The sequence below is a fragment of the Collimonas sp. genome (assembly GCF_035566555.1).
Lineage (GTDB): Bacteria > Pseudomonadota > Gammaproteobacteria > Burkholderiales > Burkholderiaceae_D > Collimonas.
This window is the reverse complement of sequence record NZ_DATMRB010000008.1, coordinates 1-25,035: the sequence shown is the minus strand read 5'-3', so window position 1 is coordinate 25,035 and position 25,035 is coordinate 1. Positions and strand designations below refer to the sequence as shown.

Annotated in this window: 27 protein-coding genes; 11 read left to right on the top strand and 16 right to left on the bottom strand. The window is 60.6% G+C overall.

From position 1 onward, the window contains the following. The 10 genes from thrS to VNZ65_RS01805 all read right to left on the bottom strand — a co-directional run. Nucleotides 1–1,819: threonine--tRNA ligase (gene thrS, locus VNZ65_RS01850; protein WP_325665504.1), on the bottom strand; the 1,819-nt coding region annotated here is incomplete at its 3' end. 452 nt (nt 1,820–2,271) lie between these two features. Further along, entirely contained in the window at nt 2,272–2,565 is a 294-nt protein-coding gene (locus VNZ65_RS01845; RefSeq protein WP_061939531.1) for an addiction module antidote protein, read from the bottom strand. 9 nt (nt 2,566–2,574) lie between these two features. Further along, complete coding sequence (locus VNZ65_RS01840; RefSeq protein WP_325665501.1) at nt 2,575–2,865, bottom strand: type II toxin-antitoxin system RelE/ParE family toxin; 291 nt, start codon at nt 2,863–2,865, stop codon at nt 2,575–2,577. 218 nt (nt 2,866–3,083) lie between these two features. After that, nucleotides 3,084–4,589 (bottom strand): efflux transporter outer membrane subunit, encoded by a 1,506-nt coding sequence (locus tag VNZ65_RS01835; protein WP_325665499.1) that lies wholly within the window; start codon nt 4,587–4,589, stop codon nt 3,084–3,086. 97 nt (nt 4,590–4,686) lie between these two features. Further along, nucleotides 4,687–7,782, bottom strand: a complete 3,096-nt coding sequence (locus VNZ65_RS01830; protein WP_325665497.1) for a CusA/CzcA family heavy metal efflux RND transporter — start codon at nt 7,780–7,782, stop codon at nt 4,687–4,689. After that, a complete protein-coding gene (locus tag VNZ65_RS01825; protein WP_325665495.1) occupies nt 7,775–8,938 on the bottom strand; it encodes an efflux RND transporter periplasmic adaptor subunit in 1,164 nt (387 codons plus the stop codon). Before VNZ65_RS01825 ends, VNZ65_RS01830 begins: the two co-directional genes overlap by 8 nt. A gap of 591 nt (nt 8,939–9,529) precedes the next feature. Beyond that, entirely contained in the window at nt 9,530–10,198 is a 669-nt protein-coding gene (locus VNZ65_RS01820; protein ID WP_325665493.1) for a VOC family protein, read from the bottom strand. A gap of 48 nt (nt 10,199–10,246) precedes the next feature. Continuing rightward, the gene (locus VNZ65_RS01815; RefSeq protein WP_325665491.1) at nt 10,247–10,669 is read right to left on the bottom strand and encodes a hypothetical protein; all 423 of its coding nucleotides are present in this window, start codon (nt 10,667–10,669) and stop codon (nt 10,247–10,249) included. Between the two features lie 27 nt (nt 10,670–10,696). Next, nucleotides 10,697–11,179: an acyl-CoA thioesterase gene (locus tag VNZ65_RS01810; protein ID WP_325665489.1), complete on the bottom strand. Its 483-nt coding sequence runs from the start codon at nt 11,177–11,179 to the stop codon at nt 10,697–10,699. Between the two features lie 27 nt (nt 11,180–11,206). Next, nucleotides 11,207–11,779, bottom strand: a complete 573-nt coding sequence (locus VNZ65_RS01805) for a TetR/AcrR family transcriptional regulator (protein ID WP_325665487.1) — start codon at nt 11,777–11,779, stop codon at nt 11,207–11,209. Between the two features lie 183 nt (nt 11,780–11,962). Here VNZ65_RS01805 and VNZ65_RS01800 point away from each other — a divergent pair, with 183 nt between their 5' ends. Together VNZ65_RS01800 and VNZ65_RS01795 are read left to right on the top strand one after the other, a co-directional pair. Continuing rightward, nucleotides 11,963–12,343, top strand: coding sequence for a hypothetical protein (locus tag VNZ65_RS01800; protein WP_325665485.1), 381 nt, complete (start codon nt 11,963–11,965; stop codon nt 12,341–12,343). A 72-nt stretch (nt 12,344–12,415) separates the two neighbouring features. Continuing rightward, on the top strand, nt 12,416–12,706 hold the full coding sequence (locus VNZ65_RS01795) for a hypothetical protein (RefSeq protein ID WP_325665483.1): 291 nt from the start codon (nt 12,416–12,418) through the stop codon (nt 12,704–12,706). A 42-nt stretch (nt 12,707–12,748) separates the two neighbouring features. On the opposite strand, the gene VNZ65_RS01790 is transcribed toward VNZ65_RS01795, so the two are convergent. The 3 genes from VNZ65_RS01790 to VNZ65_RS01780 are packed head-to-tail and all read right to left on the bottom strand — an operon-like array spanning nt 12,749 to nt 14,870. Continuing rightward, on the bottom strand, nt 12,749–13,267 hold the full coding sequence (locus VNZ65_RS01790; RefSeq protein ID WP_325665481.1) for a cupin domain-containing protein: 519 nt from the start codon (nt 13,265–13,267) through the stop codon (nt 12,749–12,751). A 58-nt stretch (nt 13,268–13,325) separates the two neighbouring features. Then, the gene (locus VNZ65_RS01785; protein WP_325665479.1) at nt 13,326–13,784 is read right to left on the bottom strand and encodes a GNAT family N-acetyltransferase; all 459 of its coding nucleotides are present in this window, start codon (nt 13,782–13,784) and stop codon (nt 13,326–13,328) included. 54 nt (nt 13,785–13,838) lie between these two features. Further along, a complete protein-coding gene (locus tag VNZ65_RS01780; RefSeq protein WP_325665477.1) occupies nt 13,839–14,870 on the bottom strand; it encodes a questin oxidase family protein in 1,032 nt (343 codons plus the stop codon). A gap of 82 nt (nt 14,871–14,952) precedes the next feature. Between VNZ65_RS01780 and soxR the strand changes: the two genes are divergently transcribed. Continuing rightward, on the top strand, nt 14,953–15,438 hold the full coding sequence (soxR, locus tag VNZ65_RS01775; protein ID WP_325665475.1) for a redox-sensitive transcriptional activator SoxR: 486 nt from the start codon (nt 14,953–14,955) through the stop codon (nt 15,436–15,438). Between the two features lie 30 nt (nt 15,439–15,468). On the opposite strand, the gene VNZ65_RS01770 is transcribed toward soxR, so the two are convergent. After that, nucleotides 15,469–16,194, bottom strand: a complete 726-nt coding sequence (locus tag VNZ65_RS01770) for a hypothetical protein (RefSeq protein WP_325665473.1) — start codon at nt 16,192–16,194, stop codon at nt 15,469–15,471. Nucleotides 16,195–16,371: 177 nt separating this feature from the next. On the opposite strand from VNZ65_RS01770, the gene VNZ65_RS01765 reads away from it, so the two are divergent. Further along, nucleotides 16,372–17,619, top strand: a complete 1,248-nt coding sequence (locus VNZ65_RS01765; protein WP_325665471.1) for a hypothetical protein — start codon at nt 16,372–16,374, stop codon at nt 17,617–17,619. A 168-nt stretch (nt 17,620–17,787) separates the two neighbouring features. Here the strand turns inward: VNZ65_RS01765 and VNZ65_RS01760 are convergent, their stop codons facing one another. Further along, nucleotides 17,788–18,543, bottom strand: a complete 756-nt coding sequence (locus tag VNZ65_RS01760; protein WP_325665469.1) for a DeoR/GlpR family DNA-binding transcription regulator — start codon at nt 18,541–18,543, stop codon at nt 17,788–17,790. 92 nt (nt 18,544–18,635) lie between these two features. On the opposite strand from VNZ65_RS01760, the gene VNZ65_RS01755 reads away from it, so the two are divergent. Further along, nucleotides 18,636–19,229 carry an NUDIX domain-containing protein gene (locus VNZ65_RS01755; RefSeq protein WP_325665467.1) on the top strand — a complete coding sequence of 198 codons (594 nt, stop codon included), beginning with the start codon at nt 18,636–18,638 and terminating at the stop codon, nt 19,227–19,229. A 92-nt stretch (nt 19,230–19,321) separates the two neighbouring features. Next, the gene (locus VNZ65_RS01750) at nt 19,322–20,479 is read left to right on the top strand and encodes an acyltransferase (RefSeq protein ID WP_325665465.1); all 1,158 of its coding nucleotides are present in this window, start codon (nt 19,322–19,324) and stop codon (nt 20,477–20,479) included. On the opposite strand, the gene VNZ65_RS01745 is transcribed toward VNZ65_RS01750, so the two are convergent. After that, a complete protein-coding gene (locus VNZ65_RS01745; protein WP_325665463.1) occupies nt 20,421–20,936 on the bottom strand; it encodes a GNAT family N-acetyltransferase in 516 nt (171 codons plus the stop codon). The two genes, VNZ65_RS01750 and VNZ65_RS01745, sit on opposite strands and share 59 nt — an antisense overlap. Before the next feature lie 171 nt (nt 20,937–21,107). Between VNZ65_RS01745 and msrA the strand changes: the two genes are divergently transcribed. From msrA to VNZ65_RS01720, 5 genes are all read left to right on the top strand, one after another. After that, nucleotides 21,108–21,854 carry a peptide-methionine (S)-S-oxide reductase MsrA gene (msrA, locus tag VNZ65_RS01740; RefSeq protein WP_325665461.1) on the top strand — a complete coding sequence of 249 codons (747 nt, stop codon included), beginning with the start codon at nt 21,108–21,110 and terminating at the stop codon, nt 21,852–21,854. Nucleotides 21,855–22,020: 166 nt separating this feature from the next. Continuing rightward, on the top strand, nt 22,021–22,638 hold the full coding sequence (gene pssA, locus VNZ65_RS01735) for a CDP-diacylglycerol--serine O-phosphatidyltransferase (protein WP_325665459.1): 618 nt from the start codon (nt 22,021–22,023) through the stop codon (nt 22,636–22,638). 121 nt (nt 22,639–22,759) lie between these two features. After that, nucleotides 22,760–23,080 carry a hypothetical protein gene (locus tag VNZ65_RS01730; protein WP_325665457.1) on the top strand — a complete coding sequence of 107 codons (321 nt, stop codon included), beginning with the start codon at nt 22,760–22,762 and terminating at the stop codon, nt 23,078–23,080. Between the two features lie 137 nt (nt 23,081–23,217). Continuing rightward, nucleotides 23,218–23,943, top strand: coding sequence for a trehalose-phosphatase (otsB, locus tag VNZ65_RS01725; RefSeq protein ID WP_325665455.1), 726 nt, complete (start codon nt 23,218–23,220; stop codon nt 23,941–23,943). Nucleotides 23,944–23,963: 20 nt separating this feature from the next. Further along, on the top strand, nt 23,964–25,035 hold a 1,072-nt coding region (locus tag VNZ65_RS01720; RefSeq protein ID WP_325665454.1), incomplete at its 3' end, for a glycoside hydrolase family 15 protein.

Sequence of the window (25,035 nt, the reverse complement as noted above, 5' to 3'; positions counted from 1 at the left end):
CGGCCACTGTGTTTGCATCCCGCTCTTTATCACCGACAACCAGTATATAAGGCGGCTTCTGCAAAGAATGCTGCCGTATTTTATAGGTAATCTTCTCATTACGCAAATCAGTCTCTACCCTAAACCCTTGTTTTTTCAGCGTTTGTGCAACATTCTGCACATAGTCGGCCTGGGCGTCGGAGATATTCAAAACAACAACTTGCACTGGAGCAAGCCACAAAGGCATGGCGCCGGCGTGATTTTCAATCAACATGCCGATAAAACGCTCCAGCGAGCCGACAATAGCACGATGCAGCATGACCGGTACTTTGCGGCCATTGTCTTCAGTAACATATTCCGAACCGAGGCGGCCCGGCATCGAAAAGTCGACCTGCATGGTGCCGCACTGCCAGGAACGGCCGATCGAATCCTTCAAGTGATACTCGATCTTCGGACCATAGAAAGCGCCCTCGCCCGGCAATTCTTCCCACTCGGCGCCGGATGCGCGGATCGCTTCGCGCAAGGCGTTTTCCGCCTTGTCCCAGACTTCTTCCTCGCCGACTCGTTTTTCAGGACGCAGGGCCAGCTTGACCGCCACTTCGGTAAAGCCGAAATCGAGATAGACCTTGCGCACCAGCTTGTCGAAAGCCGCAACCTCATCCTGCACTTGTTCTTCAGTACAGAAAATATGGCCGTCATCCTGGGTAAAGCCGCGCACCCGCATCATGCCGTGCAAGGCGCCGGACGGCTCATTGCGGTGGCACTGGCCGAATTCGCCGAAACGCAAAGGCAGGTCGCGGTAGCTGTGCAGGCTGGCATTGAAAATCTGGATATGGCCCGGGCAGTTCATCGGCTTCAGCGCATAGCTGCGGTTTTCCGACTCGGTGGTGAACATGCTTTCGCGATAGTTTTCCCAGTGGCCAGTTTTTTCCCACAGGGAACGGTCGAGAATCTGCGGCGCCTTGACTTCCTGATAACCATTGTCGTTATAGACGCGGCGCATGTACTGCTCGACCTGCTGCCAGATCGTCCAGCCTTTGGCGTGCCAGAAAATCAAACCTGGCGCCTCGTCCTGGAAATGGAACAGGTCCAGCGCGCGGCCCAGCTTGCGGTGGTCGCGCTTTTCCGCCTCTTCCAGCATGTGCAAATAAGCTTCCTGCTCGTCCTTCTTGGCCCAGGCCGTGCCGTACACCCGCTGCAGCATTTCATTCTTGGCATCGCCGCGCCAGTAGGCGCCGGCCAGCTTCATCAGCTTGAACACCTTCAGCTTGCCAGTCGACGGCACGTGCGGCCCGCGGCACAAGTCGGTGAACTTGCCTTCCGTGTAGAGCGAGACTTCCTGATCCTGCGGAATCGAGCCGATCAGCTCCGCCTTGTAAGCCTCGCCGATCGATTCAAAATAGGCAATCGCCTCGTCGCGCGCCACTACCTTGCGCGTGACCGGCTCATCCTTCTTGGCCAGCTCTGCCATCTTCTTTTCGATTTCCAGCAAGTCTTCCGGAGTAAACGGACGCTTGTAGGCGAAATCGTAGTAAAAACCGTTTTCGATCACTGGCCCGATAGTCACCTGCGCGTCAGGAAACAGTTCCTTGACCGCGTAAGCCAGCAAATGCGCGGTCGAATGGCGTATCACCTCCAGGCCGTCGGCGTCCTTGTCGGTCACGATGGCTAGTTCGACATCGCGCTCGATCAGGAAAGATGTATCGACCAGCTTGCCATCGACCTTGCCGGCCAAAGCCGCCTTGGCCAGGCCGGCGCCGATGCTGGCGGCGACCTGCGCCACAGTCAGCGGCGCTTCGAATTGACGCTGTGAACCATCGGGAAGTTTGACTGCTATCATTTTTAGCCTCATATCAGTGCTGGCCCCTGAGCCAGGCCAGACCGGATTGAATTAAGTTAATTGCTTATATTTTATAAAAACGTTTTACAAAAACGCGGACGAAAAAAAACGCGGACCAGCCGCGCTTTTTTCATCATGCAGGTAGAAAAAGGCCTCGACTAGTGTCGCTCACAGATTGTGGTGGTAGTTCGCGGTGTCATAACCGGGATGCCTTTCTCGCTCTTACAGATGGTGAATTCGTTGCTGCCGGCCGCCGGAAATTGCAATAACTACGGTAACAACCACGGCGGCAACAGGATGCTTCCGATCATACCAGAAAATGTATGCGGCATGGCAAGTGCGCAATGTGGAGTGTTGCACACTTGCCAAAACAGAGTCCGCGTCGCGCCCCATGCCCAGCCCATGCCTCAACATTGCCCACAATCAGATTGCCGGCCGCCGGTCAGCGCAATTTATGCCACGCTCGCGTGCAATCTCAAACCAAGTGCTTTCATGACTTTCAGAATGGTTCCGAACTCGGGATTACCCTCGCCGGACAACGCCTTATAAAGGCTTTCGCGCGCCAGTCCGGTATCGCGCGCCACCTGGCTCATGCCATGCGCGCGCGCAACGTTGCCCAAGGCATGCGCGATGAAGGCGGGATCGTCACCCGCTTCTTCAAGGCAGGCATCGACATAGGCGGCAATATCGGCCGCGGTTTGCAGATGCTCCGCAGAATCCCACTGACGCAGTTTGATCGTTCCCATGCATCGCTCCTAAAGTTGAGGCGCCAATTCCAACGCGGTGTTGATGTCCTTGTCCTGCGTCGATTTATCGCCGCCCGCAAGCAATATCACTATCTCATCGCCACGCTGCACAAAGTACACGCGGTAGCCACAGCCGAAGCGAACCCGCATCTCGGAAGCACCTTCGCCGACAGCTTTGCAATCGCCAAAATTACCCAGCTCGGCACGGTCAATGCGCACCTGGATCCGCGCTTTGACGCTGCGGTCACGCAACGAGGCAAACCAATAATAAAATACAGACGTTGTTTGAATGGTTTTCACTGACAACTGTATCCCATAAATTACATCGCATCAAATCCCCCCGCTGTCCCGCAAATGCGGCAAGATGCAACAGCGGCAGCCGATGCAAGCCGATTTGAGGATTTTTGAATTGCCATGCAGGTAGAAGAGACGGGCAATTCCAGTGCGGCGATGCAAGCCCCGCCCGAGCACACGCGGACGGACAATCTGTTTCAATGATTTCTCTATGCAAGCAACGATTACTTGGCCGTTGCAGCCAAGGTCTCGCCGCGATTCCACCAGCCCCCGCCCAGCGCCTGGAACAGCGCCGCGGTATCGGCAAAACGCGCCGCCTGCGCCTGCGCCAAGGCGATCACGGCTTGCAGATAGGTCTGCTGCGCGGTCAGCAAGGTCTGCGGCGTGGCCGCGCCCAGCTGCACCGACTTGCGCGAAATTTCCAGGCTGCGTGCAGCGGCGCGTTCGGCCAGATACTGAGCCTGCAGTGCGTCGGCGTCGTATTGCAGGGCGCGCAAGCTGTCGGCGACATTCTGGAAGGCGTGGATCACCGTGCTTTGATACTGTGCCGCGGCCTGTTCCAGCAAGGCTTCCGAGGCGCGCTTCTTGTGCAGCAGCGCACCGCCGGCGAACAAGGGTTGCGTCAGGCCGCCAACCAGGCTCCACAGGCCAGTGCCCGAGGTAAACAGGTCGCCCATTCGAGCCGCGGCGCTGCCGATATTCGCGCTCAGGGTTATCTGCGGCAGCATGTTGGCGGTGGCGACGCCGACCGCGGCGCTGGCGGCATGCAGTTGCGCTTCCGCCGAGCGGATATCTGGACGCTGCTGCACTAGGCTGGACGGCAGACTGACAGGCAACTGCTGCGGCAGGCTGAGGCTGGCCAGGTCGAATTTCTGCTCCAGCTCCTCGCTCGGGAAACGCCCGGCCAGCACCGTCAGCAAGTCGCGTTGCAGCGCCAGCGATTTTTGCAGGGGCGGCAGACTGGCCTGAGTCTGGGCCAGGGCGGCCTGCTGCACCAGCACGTCGGCCTGCGCGACATCGCCGAGCTGGTACTGGCGCTGCAACAGCGCCAGCAGTTCGCTTTGTATCTTGAGCACTTCCTGCGTCGCCGCAATCTGCGCCCGCAAGGCAGCTTCCTGCACCGCAGCGGCCACGACATTCGAGGTCAGCGTCAGATAAGCCGCTTCCAGCAGGAACTTCTGCTGTTCGGCCTGGGCCTGCAATCCTTCGACCTGGCGGCGGTTGCCGCCGAACGCATCCAGCGTGTAGGAAACGCTGACCTGGGCGGTGTGCAGGTTGAACGGCGACGGTCCCTGGCCGGCCGATAGCGGCTGCTTTTGCCGGGTCGGCGCCAGGCTGGCGTTGACGCTCGGCAGGAACGCACCTTCCTGCACCGACACTTGCTCCTGAGCGGCGCGCAAGGCTGCCTGCGCCGACTGCAGGTCCGGATTGGCCTTGAGCGCCTGTTCGATGACGGCATTCAATGCCGGTGAATTAAATAGGGTCCACCACTGGGCCGGAATGTCCATGCCGTCGACGAACTGCTGGGCTGCGCCGCCGGCGGTTGGCGCAGACGAAGTGCTGGCTGCGAACGGTTCCTTGGTATAACCCTTGACGGCCGGCGCCTCGGGCTGCTTGAAATCCGGTCCCGCAGCGCAGCCTGACAAGAGCAGCGCCAGGGCCAGCGCGGATGCCGGTGCGAGACTGGCGCCTGCGCTCCAGGATGCTTTATGCGATTTGACTTTGTTCATGTTTTTTACCTGCTCAAGATTCTTGTCTGGTATAGCCGCGGACGGCTGGCGCCGGGGATTGGGCCGCGCCTGGCCATCCGACGACAGCGTCACCTGCTTAACGGCCATCATGCACCACGCTGACGCCGCGCCGACGTTCCACCCAGCTCTCCAGCGAAAAGTAAAAGGCTGGCAGAATGAATAGCGTCAGCATGGTGGCGACGATCAGGCCGCCCACCACTACTGTCGCCAGGCCGCGCTGGACATCGGTGCCGACTCCGGTCGCCAGCGCCGCCGGCAGCATGCCGACCGAGGCCACGGTCGCGGTCATCAGCACCGGACGGAAGCGTTCGAAGGCGCCCGCCAGCACCGCTTCCTGCAAGGCCATGCCCTGCTGCCGTACCCGGTTGATGTTGGACACCATGATGATGCCGTTCTGCACCGCCACCCCGAACAGGGCGATGAAGCCGACCCCGCTGGCGACGTTGATGGTGCTGCCGGTGATATGCAAGGCGATCAGGCCGCCCAGCGCTGCCAGCGGGACCACGCCCAGTATCAGCAGCGCCTGCCGCAGTTTGCCGAAGCCGGCGAACAGGATGATCAGCATCAGCGCCAGCACCAGGCCGAACACCAGTATCAGGCGCGCCTGCGCCCTGGCCTGGTTCTCGAACTGGCCGGCCCACTCGAGGCGATACTTGCTGTTATCGAAATGCACCTTCTGCGCCACCTTGGCCTGGGCTTCCTGATAATAGGACAGCAGATCGCGGTTGGCGTAATCCAGGCGCACGGTCAGCTGCCGGTGCGTATTCTCGCGCGTGATCGTGCTTTCACCGTTGGCGGTGCGAATGTGCGCTACCTGGGACAGCGGTATGCGCGCCCCGCCCGGCGCCGTCAGCAGCAGGTTGCCCAAGGCTTCAGGAGTATTGGTATCGGCTTTCGGGTAGCGCACCGTGACGTTATACATACGGTCTGCCACATACATCTGCGTCACCGAAGCGCCGCCCATGCCAGTCTGGATCAGGGTGGTGACATCAGCAACGTTGATGCCGAGGCGGGCCGCGGCGGCACGGTCGATATCCAGCACCATCTGCGGCACCGGCGGCTCCTGGAAGATGGAGACGTCGGCGGTGCCCTGCACGCCGTGCAAGACATCCACGATCTGGTTGCCGATGCGGCGCATCTCTTTGAAATCGTCGCCATAGACACGGATCACCAAGGGACTGTGGGCGCCGCCCACGGCGTCATTGACGCCGTCGCTGATCGGCTGGCTGATGCCGATCGAAAAGCCCGGCAGCTGCTTGAATCGCTCGGTCAGGCGCTGCACGAACTGCGCCTTGGTCTCGCCATTCTTCCAGGTATTGTAAGGCGTCAGCCCGACCGGCACTTCGATATGCGATGGCGTCCACGGATCGGTGCCGTCGTCGCTGCGGCCAAGCTGGGTCACGGCGGTCGCCACTTCCGGGAATTCCAGCAAGGCGTGGCGCAGTTCACCCGCCATTTCGCTGGCCTTTTCCAAAGACAGGCCGGACGGCAGCTGAACCTGCAGCCACAAAGTACCCTCGTCCAGCACCGGCATGAATTCACGGCCGGTCGCCATGCCCAGCACGATGACGCCAACCAGCGCCGCGCCGCCTATCGCATAGGAGACCCAGGAATTCTGCAACAGGCGCCCCAGCGTATTGCGATAGCCCGCACTGAGCCATTCGAGCGGCTTGTTATGGAAAATCTTGCGCGGCTTGCGCAAGGCCATATAGGCCAGTCCCGGCACCAGCACCAGGCTGCACAGCAGCGCACCGATCAAGGCATAACTGACGGTGAAAGCCATCGGCGACAACAGTTTTCCTTCGGCGCGCTCGAAGGCGAACAGCGGCAGATAAGCGCTGATGATGATCAGCGTCGCAAAGAAAATCGGCCGTATGACTTCCGTGGTGGCCGCCCGTACTTCGGCCTGGGTCAGCTCTTCCGTCGGCTTGGCCTCGCGCCTCCGCAGGATGGCCTCGGTGACCACGATCGCGCCGTCGACGATGATGCCGAAGTCGATCGCCCCCAGCGAAAACAGATTGGCCGGCATCTTGGTGATATACATCATGATGAACACCGCCACCAGCGCCAGCGGTATCGTCACCGCCGCCACCAGCGCACTGCGCGGGCTGCCGAGGAACAGGATCAGCACGATACAGACCAGGCCGATCCCCTCCAGCACCGTGTGGCTGACTTTATGCACGGTCAGTTCGATCAGGTCGTCGCGATCGATATACGGGACGATCTTTACTCCCTGCGGCGCCAGCTGCTTCTGCAGTTCGTCAACCTTGGCGTGCACATTCTTGATGATTTCGGAAGCGTTCTGATACTTGGTCAGCAGCACGATGCCTTCGATCGTGTCCGGATTGTTGTTCTTGCCCAGAATGCCTTGCCGTTCCTGGTGGCTGTTTTGCAGCTTGCCCAGGTCGCGCACCAGTACCGGTACGCCGTTGACCTGCTTGACCACGACATTGCCAAGATCGGTCAGGCTGCGCATCATGCCGATGCCGCGCACTACATAGCCCTGCTCGCCGCGGGTGATGCGGCTGCCGCCGGCGTTGGTATTGTTGTTGCCGATGGCGGTCGTCACATCCGACAAGGACACGCCATAGCGCAGCAACTGTTTCTGATCGACCTCGAGCTCATACTCCTTGGTAAAACCGCCAAAATTATTGACGTCGGCGATTCCTTGCACCTGCTTCAAGGCGGGCATCACGATCCAGCGCTGGATCTCGGACAACTCCATCAGATTCTTGCTGTCCGACTCCAGCGTATAGCGATAGATTTCGCCTGCCGCGCTGCTGACCGGATCGAGGGTCGGCGTAACGCCGGTCGGCAGCGTGGCGGTGGCGATGCGTTCCACTACCCGCTGGCGCTCCCAGTAATCTTCGGCGCCGTCGCGGAAAGTCAAGGTAATCAGCGACAGCCCGAAGGTCGACGACGAACGCATGTTGACCAGGCCTGGGGTGCCGCTCAGCACGCGCTCCAGCGGAATGGTGATCTGCTGTTCGATTTCTTCGGCAGCCAGTCCAGACACTTGGGTGGTGACCTGGGCCTGAACATCGGCCAGCTCAGGATAAGCCTCTACCGCCATCCGAGTCCAGGAATAGTAGCCAAACAATGCAACCAGAATCGTGACCAGAATGACCGCATAACGCTTGTGCAGGCAGAAGCGGACAATGTTATTAATCATTCAGCAACACTCCACCCTTAGTGACTACGCGGTCGCCGACATGCAAGCCTGTTTGAATCCGCGCGCTGCCGTTTTCTTCGTAGCCGGTCTCGACGGTACGGCGGACAAAGCTCCACGGCGCCACTTCCACAAACACCGTGGTGTTGTCATTGTTCATCAGCAGCGCCGAGGTCGGCACTACCGGCTCCACTGCCTGTGGCACGGCAAACGCCGCATTGGCAAACATGTTCGGCTTGAATTTGCCGTCAGGATTGGCGACAGCGATGCGCACCAGCGAACGCCGCGTGTCTGGCTGCAGGATATCGCTGATGAAAGAGACCGTGCCGTGGAACTGCTCGCCCGGATAAGCCGGCAGGCGGATCGCTACCGGCTGCCCCTTCTTGACGGCGGCCAGCAGGTTTTCCGGGACGTTGGCGGTGATCCAGAGCTGCTCCAGATTGGCGATCGTCATCAGGCTCGCAGTGGCGTCGTTGGCAGTTTGCCCGGCGCTGATGGAGAGCGCGGTAATGCTGCCGCTGGCCGGAGCGACCAGGTTGAGGCGCTGGCCGCCGCTGTCGGCTGCCGTGGCGCCGCTGGCGTTCAAGGACTTCAGACGCGTATCGGCCCGCGAAAATTCGGCCTGGGCCTGGGTGTAAGTGCTTTCAGCCTGCTCCAGGTCCTTGGCGGCGCCGGCACCGGCTTGCTGCACGCCGCGCTGGCGTTCCACGATGCGCTTGGCGAGTTGCAGCGCGTCGCGGGCTTTTTGCAGATCGGAGGTAGCCTGGGCGAAATCGCCCGATGTCATCACCAGCAGCAACTGCCCTTTGCGCACGTGATCACCAAGACCGACCTTCAACTCCAGCACCTTGCCGGTCACCGGCGGCAAGATATTGGTGGTGTGCGCCGGATCGGCTTCCACCTGTGCCGGCAATTCCAGCGTATGCGCAGCATCCAGCGAGCTCACAGCTTGCACCGCGAGGCGCGAGCGCAATGGCGAACCTGCCGGGATCGTGATGCGCTCCCCCTGCCTGACAAAATTCGGAACAGCTTCGGCGCTCGCCTCGGCGGCAGCGGCCTTGCCCTGGCGGTCAAAGCCGGCAATCGCAATGCCGGCGACAATCAGCACGCCGACAGCAAGGATCGTCAGGGGCTTGCGCTGCAAAATAGTGTTTTTCATGATGATGCTCGTATTGGTAAATCGGTTTTCACGCCATCCCGCCATCTGGCACGAGGCAAAGGCGGGATACTATTTTTTGCAACCGGAATCTGGAGCGCTCCGGTTTAATGCGGCGCGGCAGGCAAGCCGCACCGGGACCGCGCACCAGCCACATTGCTGCTGCGCTGGCGGGCCGGCGTTCCGGGTTGGGAAAACGTCAGGGGCTAGGGTCCGCGGGAGTATTTATCAGATGGAATTTCAATGCGCATGTCTGCCCGCGCTCATCAGGGAGACAAATGACAGGGACTTGGCGCCTCGGCAATAAAGAATTTTTAAACATCAAAATAACGCCAGTTAATGCCCATGAATCGCTATCCGCAGCCGCTCTGCGCCTACGAAAATCTGACAGGTACAAGCGCCTTTTGGCGCAATCCGTACATGGCCCCAAACTGGGACTGCTACAGACTACAGGCCTATCCTGTCAGGAACCTGAATCAAAGCTGACAAGATCCTGACAAACCACAATTCGTCAAATGCGCATTTGAGGCGAATATTTGTTGCTCAAATGAATTACTCTCATTGCAATTAATCAACAAATATACAGATGGAAAATTACATGGGAATGACAGTTGCAGGAAGGCCTAGCCGGCGTACACCAGTCGGTGTACAGATATTCGCCACCAGGCTGGGCGCCATGCCGGCGCCGATAAGGTTGACAGAAAGCGCGCCCTGGAAATCGGTCTGCCTCAGCATGTCGCTGAGTTGCACGGCGTCGGCCGCTGTCAGGTTTGCTTCCAGGCCGAGCAAAGAACAACCCATATCCGGCAGCTTGCTGGCCGGATGCGGCTCGGCTCGCCATTCGATGAGCGTCGGCGCAATCCCCTGCATGGGCAGGCCGCCGTCGTCAGGAATCGTGATCAGCCAATGCAGCTGGCCGCGCGTCATCGGCGTAATTGTTCCCAGCGCGACGGCAGATGCCGCTACCGCCGCAGCAATGTTGTTGGTGCGCGCAACCCAGGTCGCCAGGCGCGGGCGGCAGTCGCTGCTCAGCCGGTCAAGCTGGAACCAGCGCGGCCGGTCCGGCGCCGGCGCCTCCGGGTTGACGGCAATCACTTCAAGGAAAAGCCCTTCGCCCAAGCGCAGCAGCGCATTATGGGTGCCCATGCGCGGGTGTTCGCCGCCGGCCGCAAGCCTGACGCCAAGCACCTGCCGCACATAGGCGGCGCCATCCGCCAGCGACGGCGCCGTGATCACCAGATGATCGATGCAAGCATGCAACATGGCGAGCCTTTCGGGCGAGCGCAGCGGTGCAAACGATGCCAGAGCAAGCTACCAGAGCGAAACAAAGCCGGCGCAGACCAGCAGCGCTGCAGCCAGCAGAGAGCTGCCGGCGCCGACCATGTTACCCAGGTAAACCAGGCGTGCCAAGCCTTGCGCGCCGGACGCCAGGCCGCGATCGCCGGTCACCGCCGCCAGCGGCGTAGCCAGGCAAAAGGCATAGGAAGACAGTAACAGCGTGCCGACGATGCACCATTTGAACCCGGCGCTCACTGCAAACGACGGCAGCACTGCGGCGATGGCGAACATCAAGACCGCACCGAGCGGGATGCTGAGGTGAGCGACCCGCCAGGAATTAACAACCTGGGCGGAGGCGCCGCGCTTGATGGCTTTGGCGTAAGGCGCGCCGTACAGCAAGCCGATAAACAAGACGACGGCGGCGTGGAATGCGAGATGGCGAGAGGACAGGTCCATGGATTGCGGATGCTCGGCTTGCAAAGGCTATTGATCGGAGAGTGCCACGCCGCCCTTGGCGGCGAGTACGGCGGCGACCACCGTATCGGGCGGCACTACCCCTTGCTTGCCTTTGACCACACCCTTGGAGCTACCTTCTGCAATGATCTTGCCATTCACCGAAAAGCAGTGCTGCATGAAAAAATACTTCTCGTCCCAATGGGTGACTTCCAGCTTCGCCTGGAATTTCCTGAAGGCGCCCAGCGACTTGCGGTAGACCATGGTGTGCTCGGCGATAATCGGCATCCAGCCTTGCTTGATCATGACCCGCGCCAGCCCGGTGCGGATGAAAAGATCGACCCGGTTGAGGTCGCACAGCGTAAGGTAGCGGCCGTTGTTGACGTGCAGGTTGAGGTCGAGATCGTTAGGAAAAGTCATCAGCTGGATGTCGCTGACGGCCTTGCCGATTGCAAGCCGAGGACGGAAGAACGAGGCAATCAGCACATAGAAAAGGCGTAAAAACAGATTCATGGGATAGCGTGCTCCGGTAGGTAAGGTTTAGTTCTGCTGCGCGAATTGCCGGGTTTCCCGTTGCAGCAGCATGGCTGCCTGCACTACGGGTTCGGCGGAACCCGCCAGACGGGCGTGCAGCAGCGCTCCTTGAAAGGTATTGAGAACGTTGGCGCTCAGGGCCGCCGCCTGTGCGGCCGGTACCCCGTAAGCCTGCAGCCGGGCTTGCAGCGCCAGGCACCAGTCGGCGTAGATCACTTTGCATTGCTGATTCAAGGGATTGCTCTTTTCGGTCGACATGGAAATCGCCGCCACCGGACAGCCCAGGCCGTAGTGCGAAGCGCCCAGCGCGGCCGCCAACGCCTTGCCTATGTCGGCGAAATAACCCTGCAAGGTCGGCGCGCGCGAGCTGGAAATGATGAAAGTACCCAGGCCGTACTCCTTGGCCGCCTCCAGCACCGCAGCCATCAGGTCGTCCTTCCCTCCCGGGAAATAATGATAGAGCGAGCCGCGCGGCGCCTTGCATGCGCGCGCAACGTGCATCAGCGTGATGCCGGCATAGCCATGCGTCGGCAATAGCTGGATCGCCTTGTAGATCATTTTTGCGCGGAAGTCTTGCATCTGCCCAACCCTATAATTATGTATGCATGCATACATAATTATAGGGCCTTTCCACTGTGTGGTGGGAAATATCGACTATGCATGTAAGGTAACAGCGCTGAATATAATTAAGTGCGTCATTACTTGGCGCTTAAACAATTGCAGGTATAGTTAACCCGAAATGAACAACACGAGAAAATGACTATGAAACGTATGCTCTGCGCACTCGCGCTGGCCGCGCTCAGCGCCACCGCCCTGCTCCCTGGCCAGGCCATGGCGCAAGTCGGCGTCAACATCATCATCGGCACGCCGCCGCCACCGCCGCGCTACGAGCGCATGCCGCCGCCGCGCGTCGGCTACCTGTGGGCGCCGGGCTACTGGAACTGGGATGGCCGGCGTCACGTCTGGGCCGGCGGACACTGGGAAAGAGCGCGCAACGGCTATCGCTACGATCGCCCGCAATGGCAGCACGGCCGCAACGGCTGGGAACTGCACCGCGGCGGCTGGCAGCATGGCGGCGGCCGTGGCGGACGCCATGACCAGCGGCGCGACCACCAGCGCGGCAACGATCACCGCTATCGCTGATTTTTGCTGCAGCCGGCAAGGCTTGAACGCCAGGCCGGCAACCCTTCATATAGACAGAGTTCAAGGACGGACATGAGCATCAAGAAATCCCTCGTCATCACCATGCTGCTGGCTTCTGCCGGCTTTTCCATCGTGCACGCCCAGGATAACGGCGCGCGCGCCTCGCTGGACAATGCGAAACCCGGCGCCAGCGAAGAATGCCGGCGTCTGCAAGAGCGCGTGCAGGAGCTGGACCGCATGGACGATGAACGGGTCGCGCGCAAAGGACATGTCGGCTTGCAGCAAAGTCCGGTGCAGACCAAGGAATGGATAGACAAGGAACGCAAGGATGCAAAAACCAAGATGTTCTTTGCCAAGTGCTAAGCACCGGCAGATGCGTCAGGAAAACCTGGGAACGCTGATACTTTAAGATGCTTTATCGGGCTGCGGCCCGACATCGACGCCTTCCCAGTATTCGATAACCGCCGATTTGCGGTAACCCTCTTTCATCAGTTTCACGTCCACCCGCCCGCTCTGGGGGAAAACCGCAACATCGCCCGCATGCGAGTTGCCGAACACCAGGTAACGGCATGGCGCCAGACTGCGATTGATCAAGGCATGGCCGACTTTCTGGCCGGCGGGAAAACAGGCGTAATGGCCGGCCGAGAGTTCATAAGCCCGCTCCCCCAGCTCCAGCGTCAGGCTCCCCTCCAGGATAAACACATGCTCCTCTTCCAGCAGGTGGTAGTGCGACTGGTTGGCTTGCCTGCCAGGCTCCAGCACTTCCATGGCGACCCCGATCTGCGAGCCGCCGCCAAATTCGCTGAGATGCTGGTAGCGCAGGCCGAAGCGCTCCCCGCGCGCGTATTCCACCCAGGGCACGCGACTGACATGGAAAGGCTCGAACACGCCTTCGGCATTCTTTGACGTCGGCTTCTCGCTCAATTCAGCACTCCTCTCGGTTGCGCCTGGTCATGATGACGATGCGGCCACCAGGCTTCGCTCACAAACGTAACGCCATGGCGCGGAATCCGGGCGGCAGCGTTCTCGTGCTTTCCGCAGGCTGGAATCCCAGGGCAGCATAGAAAGGCACAGCATTGGGAGCCGAGTTAAGGCGGATCGACGACCTGTCGCCTAGGGCGCGGCAGTGCTGAACCGCCGCCAGAATCAAGGCGCGCCCGATACCCTGGCGCTGCAGCTCGGGCGTCACGAACAAGCTGCACAGGTTCCAGAAATTCTTGACCAGCACCACGGCGACAATCCTGCCGTCGCGCGTGTATTTGAGATGGCAGCAATGCTCGCGGTTTGCCAGCCACCAGTCAAAATTCTGATGGACGTTATGGATCAATTCCGCTTGCACGGCCGGATCGTCCGCGACCTTTTCGGCGACGATGATCTGCTCCGTGAACTGGCGCAACTGCTCAAGGTCATGCGCCTCGACTGTTTGTATGGCGTCTATCATGACGGTTCCCAATCTCTCAAGACTGAAAATTTACCACGAATCCGCCGCCGGCCGTCAACCCAGATGCCGCACCCGCCTTGCCGCGGCGGCCGAATACAGGAGCGACGGCGCGCGCAGGTTTTCGCAATAGCAGGTATAGACAGTCTTGATGTCGTGATCATCGTCGGACGACAGCGCCAGCCTGAACAGCTGCGGCCAGGGATCGGCGCCGTCCGCCAGGGCATGGCCGGCACCCTCTGCCAGCGGCGGCGCCCCGATCGAGACATAGGCGGCGCAGAAAGCCTTCCACAAGTCCGACAGCAGGCTCTCGGCAATCTGTTCCGGCACATGACTGAAAACACGACGTACTGCGTGCAGTCCGGTCACCATATGCAGGGCCGTGAAATTATTCGTCTGCCAATACAGCTGGATTGCCGCGCGCGCCATGTCGTCCAGCAGTTTGGCATTCAGCGGCGTCAGCCTTGGCGGCGCCGGCAACGCCGAGCGGAACAGCGGATTAAGCGCCACTGCGCGCAGGCGGGTGGTAATCATGTCGCCATTGAATACTGCACCGTGCAAGGCTTCCGACAAGGTGGCAAGGCCGGCGCCGACAGACGCCGCTGCATGATGTTCATCGATTTCAATCTCGATCGGCAGATTGCCGCTGACCAGCGCGGCCAGGCCGGCGGCGATTTCGCCGTCATGCATTGCCTCCAATCCGTAGGCAAGCCGGATCACGGCATGAAATGCGCCGCTGGCCGGCGCAAACGGCAGCCGGCCCAAGATCTGCGCGATCACCGCATCCGGTCCCTCTTCCATGATCCATTCCTGGAAACACAGGCGCAGCGCTGAGAACGCCTCAGGCTGGCTGATATGCGCCGTCCAGGATACGCGCCCGATGCGCAGGCTTGGCGGCGCTTCCGGCCGTGCAAAACGCTGCTCCCACTGCACAAAGAATTCGTGCAGGCGCGCCGGCGGCGCGCCCATGGCGGCAAGTGCCCAGAGCGCCATCGGACAATGGTTGGTGGTGCCCTTGCCGTTCAACGCAAAACGGCCGTTGGCGTCAAGCAGCTGCTGCAGTGTCAGGTCTTGAATCAGTTCGCTCATTGCATCGCTCCGAAATTGATATCGCCGCCCGATTATGAAAGTTCAAGTAAACTTGAAGTCAACATGAATTTCGAGGGACATCATGAACGATCAATTGATCACTATCGGCGAGCTGGCCAAACGCTCCGGCGTTGCCGCCAGCGCCTTGCGCTTCTATGAAGAGCAGGGCCTGATCGCCAGCAAGCGCGAAGCCGGCAGACAACGGCAGTTCTCGCGCGACGTGCTGCGCCGGGTTGCCTTTATCCGCGTGGCCCAGGCAGTCGGCCTGAGCCTGGACGAGATCAGACAGGCCTTGTCCACCCTGCCCTTGCAGCGCACCCCGACCAAGCAGGACTGGGAGCGCCTGTCGCGCTCCTGGCAGCCGCTGCTGCAGCAGCGCATAGACACCCTGACGGCGCTGCGCGACCAGCTCACCTCGTGCATAGGCTGTGGCTGCCTGTCGCTCAAGAAGTGCGCGCTCTACAATCCGGAAGATACGGCGCAGCGGCGCGGCAGCGGCCCGCGCTACCTGCTGGGCGACCGCTCAGAGGCGCGCCTGGCCGAATCCGGCGTCGTCAAACCGGCTTGAGGCCGGTCAAGGCTGACCGGGACCGAGCGGCTACTCGCTCAGCTTATATGACTGGAGTTCTCCGGTATAGCGCTCATTGCGAACGCCATTGCTACCGTAATATTCTTCCACCGACTTGACCCAGCGCCTGATTTCCGGAACGTACCAGAATGCCTTGTAGGTTCTGCCGGTAGACGGCTCTGCCGTGGTCTTCTGCACTTGCGTGACCATGGTGGTGCTGCCCTGCTTTACTTGCGCGCCCTGCACAACGTTCTGCGCCGGCTCCAGCTCGGCGTTCCAGTGGCCTTCTTCTTCGACCTTGATTGCCTTGAATTTTCCAGCCGGCACCTCGACCGTTTCATAGCCGACCACCGTGAACTTGTTATTCCATTGCTCGAACCGGTGCATCTTGTTCGGATGTTGTTCCGTATATTGCACTTCCCAGGTTTTTCCGGCGACTAACGGGAAGGAAAACGGCTTGTTGACCACCGTCTCTTTGCCGTTGATGTCGCGGCTGCGGCTCCAGTCGGTGCCGGAAAACGCGTCGGTCGCCGGCTGGGTCGAACCGCTCTGTTTCGAGGTGTAGTAAATGCTGGAAGACGTGACATGAGAAACCGTCACTTCGGACTGGCTCTGCCCCCAACCTGACGGACCTTTCTCGACAGTGGTGCGGTAGGTCCAGCTGTCGCCGGCCTTGACGGCAGGCGCATCAACGGATTGTGCAAAGCAAGGCATTGCAAAGACGGCGCCGATCAGGCCGAGAACGATGGTTTTCATTGGAGCGGATTGTTATGTAGAAAAATGCATCATATCGGCTTCATATGGTCGCGTCAGCAAAACAATCCGTATAGAAACATTTGGAAACAACTTTGTTTCTAAATGGATAAATGCCAATTTATACTCCCCAGCGCAAATCAGGATTTCCTATATAACTAACAACAATGAGGCAAATGCATGCGTCCCTATATTCGGTCATCGCTGGTCCTGGCACTTATCTCGATATTAGCGGCGTGCGGCGGCGGTGGTGATTCAAGTGGAACGGCGGCGCCCGCCAACACAACGACTACCGCGGCGACCACGCCGGCAGTCGTGCCAAATGGCAGCACCATCACCATGACGCAAAACAATTCGGTACTGGTGCCGGCGGGCACCACGGTGGCTTCGCCCAATGGCAGCGTCGTCACCATCAATGGCACCTCAAACACCATCTACACCCAGGTTGGCGCGACCGTCAGCGTGCCAGCCAATGCCACCGGCCCGGCCAATAACCTGGTATCGACCGGGACGGCGCCAAGCGGTGTGCTCGCCACCTCCGCGGCGACGGTGACTGCCATTGCGGGATCGGCGACAGTCAGTGGCCCGCTGGTTGACGGCACGGGAACCGCCGCCGTATTTTGGGGCGGCGGCCACCTGGTTCTCGACAGCAGCGGCAACATCATCGCATCCGATCGTGGCGCGTTGAGAAAAGTGACACAGGCGGGTGTGGTAACCACGTTGGTCCCCGGTTCTCAGCCGGCTGACTGGGAAGGCCTCGCCATAGACAGCAGCGGGAACATTTACGGCGCAGGCACTTCTCCGCAATTCGTCTCGACTTCACCGGCAACCTGGGGCGCGTCCATCTACCAGCTGCCTATAGCGGGAGCGGTTAAGAATATTGCCTTAAACTGGGAAACCTCGACCACTAACCCCTCCATCGGCTGGGGCGGCCTTGCGATTGACGGTAGCGGTAATCTGTATCTGGCTGACGGACCAAACAATCGCATCGTGAAATTTACAGCGGCTGGCGTCATGTCGGTGTTTGCGGGAAGTGGCGCAAGCCGCAGTACCGACGGTGTTGGCACCGCCGCAGCGCTGAACAACCCGACCGACCTGGCGATCGACGCCAGCGGCAATCTGTACTTTACCGATACGGCTACCAATCAGCAGAAATCGACCATTCGAAAAATCACGGCCAGCGGCACCGTCAGCACTATCGCGACATTAGGCTTGCTGGGCAGCCCTGTTGCTGTTGATCCGTCCGGAAACGTCTACACGACCGATGGCTTCGCAAACATCGTCCGTCTGGATTCCAAGGGAAATGTCACCACGTTCAACACCGGCATAAGCTCTGTATTCATCACTTCGATGGTCAGTGACAGTAACGGAAACCTGTTTATCGATACCCGTGGCGGCGGCGCGCAGATTCTGAAAATCTCGTTCTGATTTCAAGGCCGCCTGCCCAAGGCAGGCCGGATTTGCGTCAAATAAGTTTATATACCAAGTTCATCGAACAAGGAGATTCCTAGTTCGATGAACTGTCTGCAGCTTTGCACGATATGCTGCTGCGCCAAGCCGCACACCTCATGAATCATTCCCAGATATAGAAGCACGCTAAGCCAAGGTAACCGCTATCCCCATCTTGCGATAAGGTGCAATCAAGGCATCCGCCACGCCGGCATTGACGACGATGTCGCTGACCTGGCTCAGCGGCGCGATCTGGAACGGCGACGCCGTATCCAGCTTTTCCGGCGAGGCCAGCACCACGGTCCTGGCGGCTGCGTCGCTCAGCGCGCGCTTGACGCAGGCTTCTTCGAAATCGCCGGTGCTGATGCCCGCCTCGGGATGCAAGCTGCACACTCCCATGAAATACAGGTCGGCGCGAATCCGTCCGATCGCTTCCAGTGCTGCCGCGCCGACGCCCACGATCGAATGCTTGAACAGGCGGCCGCCGATCATGATCACCTCGACATGCGCATGCGACACCAGTTCGACGGCCACCGAAGGGCTATGCGTCACCACCGTCGCCCGCAGCGTCGGCGCCAGCTGCCGCACCAGTTGCAGAGCCGTCGTGCCGCCATCGATAAACACCACTTGGCCCGGCTGGATCATGGCTGCCGCAGCGCGGCCGATGGCCGGCTTGGCGTCGACCGAGATCTGCTGCCGTTCGGCGAAAGCGGCCAGCGCCGGCGACGCCGGCAAGGCGCCGCCATGCACGCGTTGCAGCAGCCCTTCCTGCGCCAGCTGGCGCAAGTCGCGGCGGATGGTGTCTTCCGACAGGCCGAGCTGTTCGCTCAGCGTCTTGGCGACGATCTGGCCGTCGCGCTCCAGTATTTCCAGCAAATGCTGTTTGCGTTGCAGGGTAAGCATAATTTTATTTGCACGTTTTTTCTTGATATTTCACGATATTGCATGATAAATTCGATGCACGCAAGTCCACCCGCATAACCCAGGAGCGCCAGATGCACGATGAACGAGTCAAGATCCGCAAGGTTGAAGTTTTGTCAGACGACTGGTATCTGCTGAAAAAGACCACCTTCGACTATCGCCGCGGCGATGGCAGCTGGCAAACCCTGACGCGCGAAACCTACGACCGCGGCAACGGCGCCACCATCCTCCTGTACAACCGCGAGCGCCGCAGCGTCATCCTGATCCGCCAGTTCCGCTTCCCCACTTTCGGCAACGGCCATGACGGCTTCCTGATCGAGACAGCTGCAGGCCTGCTTGACCACGCCAGTCCGGAACAACGCATCAGGGCCGAAGTCGAGGAAGAAACCGGTTATAGCGTGGGCGAGGTGCGCAAGGTGTTCGAAGCCTTCATGAGCCCGGGATCGGTGACCGAAAAACTGTATTTCTTCGTCGCCGAATATACGCCGGACGCGCGCATCGGCGGCGGCGGCCTGCAGGACGAGGGCGAGGATATCCAGGTGCTGGAACTGTCGCTGGAACGCGCGCTGCAGATGGTCGCCAGCGGTGAAATCGCCGATGGCAAAACCATCATGCTGCTGCAATACGCCCAGCTGCATTTGCTGCCAGCGGCGGCAAGCGTGAATTGATCCGTGCGAGAAAAAGCGCATTTCTGTCCGCAGCGGTGCGCGAATAAAAAGTAGAATCTGCCATACCAATATCGCCAGAAAATGAAAGCCCGATGACGCTCCATGCTGCTGACCGCAACTTCAGAATAGATTTGCTGAGAGGGATTTCCATCTTGCTGGTTCTGCTGCTGCATTACCAGCTGTCCTATTCATTGGTAGACAGCCCGCTGCACTATCTGCTCTCCAAAGAAGCTATCCACGCGCTGACGCTCAACGGCAACTACGGCGTCACCATGTTCTTCGCGATTTCCGGCTACCTGATTACCTCTACCACCATCAAGCGCTACGGCAGCCTGGCCGAGGTCGACGTCAGACGTTTTTACATCTTCCGCATGGCGCGCATCTTCCCTTGCCTGCTGGCGGCGCTGGCCATCATCGCCATACTCGGCGCGCTCGGCCAGCCGGCGTTCATGAATGTCGCCAAGCCAGGCTGGCCTGCCGTCGGCATGCCGCTGGCGCTGCTGTCGGTACTGACCTTCTGGCACAACGTCCTGATGCAGCACGCCTGGTATTTCAACTACGCGATGAATATCTACTGGTCGCTGTCGGTGGAAGAAGTGTTCTACCTGCTGTTTCCCCTGCTCTGCTTCGGCCTGAAACGCGAGTGGGCCATTGCTGCCGTATGGCTGACAGCGATTGCCGCCGGGCCGCTCTATCGCAGCTTCCACACCACCGACGAAATCTATTTCATGTACGGCTACGCCGCCTGCTTCGATGCCGTCGCCTTCGGCTGTTTTGCCGCACTGTGCGCCAGCAAGCTGCGCTTGCAAGGCCTGCTTTGGCGTCTGGTCCAGCTTGCCGCCGCCGGCCTGCTGGTCGGCGTTTACCTGCGCGGCATCGATGGCCATGAGATTTTCGGCTTCAGCCTGATCGCCGCCGCCACCGCCGTCCTGCTGCTGGGCGCGCGCAATGAAAACGTACCGGGTTGGCTGCAGAAAAATCGCCTGTTGGCCGCAGTGCGCTGGCTGGGGCGGCACAGCTATGAGCTGTACCTGTTCCATATCATCATCCTCGGGCTGATGCGCAGCGTCGTGCCGAAAGGCGCCATGCCGTATGCCTACAAGCTGCCGCTGCTGGCCTTGTTCCTGCTGCTCTCCGCACTGGCGGCTGGGCTGATCGCGCGCTTCTATTCGGAACCGGCGAATGCCTGGCTCAGGAAGACTTTGCTGCGCCCGCGGCCGGCAGCGGCGTCGCTGGGCCAGCGCGGCTGATCTGCGCACGCATCCATAACACCTCAGCGCTCGATTCCGCTTCGACCTCGACAAACCCGAGCCCGGCGTAAATCGCGCGCGCCGCCGGATTGTCGCGATATACGCGCAAGGTGGCGGCGTCCACGCCATGTGCGCGCACTGCTTCAGCCAGCAGCAAGCTGCACAATTTCTTGCCCAGTCCTCTGGCGCGCGCTTGCGGCGCAATGGCAATGCGGCACAGATGAGCGACACCAGGCTGGCGCAGCCGGTACTGGCCGAAACCGAGCACCTCGCCATCATCCTGGCGCAGCACATAGCTGGCGCCGGGCGCCACCTGGAGCAACTGCGGCAGCTGTAGTGGATCAAAGGGATAAGCCAGTTGCGGACCAGCCCAGCGGGCGCAGGCCGCGGCATCGGCAATCCATCCGGCAATGACGACGTAATCCGCCGCCACCGGCAACCTTATTGAAACCGTCATACACTCTCTCTCGTAGATAAGTCCTAGGGCATGTTGCCACGGAAAAATTGGCAAAGCAACATCGGTTCTGGCGATAAACGCAAGCGGATGGCGTCTGCCGTAAGGAAACCGCTTCCTTACCGACTAAGCAGCATTGCCGACCGGCTTATCACAACGAAGAGGATGACCATCATGGACAAATCATCAACAAAGACCAAGCCGGCAAGCGCCGGCTCGCCCTGGACCAAGGGCGTGCTGGCGGCCTGTGCGCTCGGTGCTGCGCTGCTGCTTAGCCAGAAGCTCGCCTTTTCCTCGGAAGCGGCAAAAGTGGTTCCCGCCCCTGTCAGCGATGAACAGGTTGCCGCCGGCGAGCACTCAGAAACCGCGGTGTTCGCCGGCGGCTGCTTCTGGGGCGTGCAAGGCGTATTCCAGCACGTGCGCGGCGTCAGCAACGTGGTTTCCGGCTATGCCGGCGGCAACCGCGACACCGCGCAATACGAGCGTGTCAGCGAGGGCGATACCGGCCATGCGGAATCGGTGCAGATCACCTACGACCCGGCACAGGTCACCTACGGCAAGCTGCTGCAGATATTTTTCTCGGTGGCGCACGATCCGACCGAAGTGAACCGCCAGGGACCGGATAGCGGCACCCAGTATCGTTCCGCGGTGTTCCCGGCCAACGACATGCAGCGCAAGGTTGCGCAGGCGTACGTGGCGCAGATCGATCATGCCAAGGTGTTCAGCAACACTGTCGCCACCAAGGTGGAGCCGCTGCGCGGCTTCTATCCAGCCGAGTCTTACCACCAGAACTTCCTGACGCGCAATCCGAGCTATCCCTACATCGTGGTCAACGATATGCCCAAGATCGACGATCTCAAGCGCCTGTTCCCCGATATGTACCGGACCCAGCCGGTGCTGGCCAAGGTAGACCTGCGCTAAGCTTTTGAGCAGCCGTACTCGCCGCTTTTCATGCAGGCTCCTGTCAGCGCCATTGCCCGCTGGCAGGAGAGACAATTTCCGGTGCGCACACGCGATGTGATAAATTCAGGGGTGGCACCTTTCTTCTCTGCCTATCACTATCGCCATCAGCCCCCGGATTCTATTAATGACCAAACCAAAGCCGTTTTCGATGATCCGCGAGTTCCATCTCGCCGACTGGTTCACCCTGAGCAACGCATTTTGCGGCGTCGGCTCCCTGTTTTCCGTAATGACGTTTCTGCAGACGCGCGAAGTGCTGCATCTGTTCATCGCCTGCGCCCTGATTCCGGCGGCGCTGGTATTCGATATCCTCGATGGCCGCATCGCCCGCTGGCGCTCGCAAAGCTCCGCCATGGGGCGCGAACTGGATTCGCTGGCGGATGTGATTTCCTTCGGCGTGGCGCCTGCGATCATTGCCTATGGCTGCGGCATGCAAGGGCTGGTCGACCGCATCATCCTGGTATTTTTCGTCGCCTGCGGCGTCTCGCGCCTGGCGCGCTATAACGTCACTTCGGAGAAACTGTCCGATGGCGGCGGCAAGGTGAAATATTTCGAAGGTACGCCGATCCCGACTTCCATGCTGCTGGTGCTGGTGCTGGCAGCCGCAGCCTGGGATGGCGCGCTCGGCGAACAGCTGTGGTTTGGCGTGGTGTACGTCGGCGGCTTCCAGTTCCATCCCCTGGTGCTGATGTTTGCCGTGTCGGGCGCCTTGATGGTGAGCCGCATCCGCATCCCCAAGCTGTAAGAAACCGGCCAGCCGGGCAGCCTTTCGCCGCCCGCTGCAATCGCCGATAAAATCCTCCCGGGTTGCCACCGGCGGCCCAATAGGTCTACACTCGAAGTTCGAGCAGATCGGGAGGCGCATCATGACCGAGATTGATCCGAAGAGCAGTTTTCGCGGGCTGCCGTTGACGCCAGAGCAAGATGCGGAAATCCGCCATTACATCAAACTCAAGAAGCGCCACGGCGAGCCGTGGGACACGCCGGAACTTAGCGCCATGCTGAGAGACATGCTGGAGCCGCCCGGCGGCGACGAAGAAGACGAGCCGGGCCTCAACCTGGATTCGGCAAAAGGCGCTGCCGAGCGCGCCGCCATGTTTGTCGACGACGCCATGGAGCCGATCGAAGCCAGCGAAGAGCGCAACGCCGCCATGGAACTGGAAGCCATGAAAGCACAGGGCTTCTAAAACCCCGCTCTGGGGCTCTGTTCGACCGCCGCCATGGCGCAAACCTGCCATTGTTTTGTGCAGCTACGATATTATCAAACAGGCATGCGTCATATTTGTCATGGGAACTAATCCTTGCCGAATCCGCCATACATAGCATGCCCCTACCAAATCATGCTTACGACTTTAAGGTCGACGCGCTGTTTCTAGACTTCGACAATACCCTGGTCGACCTCGCTCCCCGCCCGGAGAGCGTACTGGTGCCGCCAGGCCTGATAACCAGCTTGCAACGGCTGCAACTGGCCGCCGATGGCGCGTTAGCTATCGTCAGCGGCCGCCCGCTGGAGCAGGTCGATCACTTCCTTGCCCCGCTGCGGCTGGCCGCGGCCGGCGTCCATGGCGTCGAGCGGCGCAGCGGCGATGGCCGTCTGACGCAGCTGTCGGTGCCCTCGATCGAACGCCTGCTGGCACGTCTCAATCCCTTAGTGGCGCAGCACGCAGGCTTGCTGCTGGAAGTCAAACGCGGCGCGCTGGCCTTGCACTACCGCCGGGCGCCGGAACTGGAACAAGCATGTGTGCAGACAATGACGGCCGCGTTGCAGCAAGAAGCCGGATTTACGCTACTGCGCGGCAAGATGGTGGTGGAAGCCAAGGCTGCCGACGCCGATAAAGGCAGTGCGATCGCGTCCTTCATGCAGGAGCCGCCGTTCGTCGGCCGGCGCCCGGTTTTCATCGGCGACGACATCACCGATGAAGCCGGCTTTGCCTGGGTGCAGTCGGCCGGCGGCTTGGGCATCAAGGTCGGCCCCGGCGACAGCCAGGCACATGCCCGCATCGCCAGCGCCGCCGCGGTGCGCACCATGCTGGCTCGGATTCTGCAATAACCATCGAGAAGGGAAAAACCATGACCACGCTCCCCACGGCAACGTCGGACGCGGCCACTGTTGCCGCCGATGCCGCCACGCCCTCTACCTCGTCGCTCGACCTGGGAGTGATCGGCAATTGTTCGTTCAACGCCTTGATCGACAAGCTGGGACGCATAGTCTGGTGCTGTCTGCCCCGCTTCGATGGCGATCCGGTGTTCAACGCCTTGCTCGACCCCACCGACAACGGCAGCCTGTGGAGCTTCCAGCTGGAAAATTTTTCGCACAGCGAGCAGTGGTATGAAGCCAATACCGCCGTGCTGCACACCTGCTTGTACGATACCCTCGGCCAGGGCGTGGAGATTACCGATTTCGCGCCGCGCTTTCCCAGCCGCGGGCGCTTCTTCCGGCCGCTGACCATCGTGCGCCGCATCCAGCCGCTGAGCGGCGCACCGCGCCTGCGCATCGTGCTGCGCCCGCGTTTCGACTGGGGCCGCGAGCTGCCGGCGATCAGCCGCGGCAGCAACCACGTGCGCTATATCGGTGCGGCGCAAACCTTGCGCCTGAATACCGATGCCCCGATCAGCTACCTGCTGGCAGAAACTTCCTTCGTGGTCAGCCGCCCCCTGAATTTCATCCTCGGGCCGGACGAAATCCTGAGCCAGGGCATCGGCGATACCGCCCGTCACCTGGAACAGGAGACGCTGGCCTACTGGCGCAGCTGGAGCCGGGCGCTGGCGACGCCGCTGGAATGGCAGGCCGCCGTAATCCGCGCCGCCATCACGCTCAAGCTGTCGCTGTACGAAGACACCGGTGCGATCATCGCCGCCATGACCACCAGCGTACCCGAGGCGCCCGGCAGCGCGCGTAACTGGGACTATCGCTATTGCTGGCTGCGCGACGCCTTTTTTGTGGTGCGCGCGCTCAACAGCCTGTCGGAACTGGGCACCATGGAAGACTATCTGCGCTGGCTCGGCAATGTCGTGGTGCGCAGCGCCGGCGGCCATGTCCAGCCGCTGTACGGCATCGGCCTGGAGGAAGCCTTGCCGGAACTGGTGCTGGACCACCTGCCCGGCTACCGCCACCATGCGCCGGTCAGGGTCGGCAACCAGG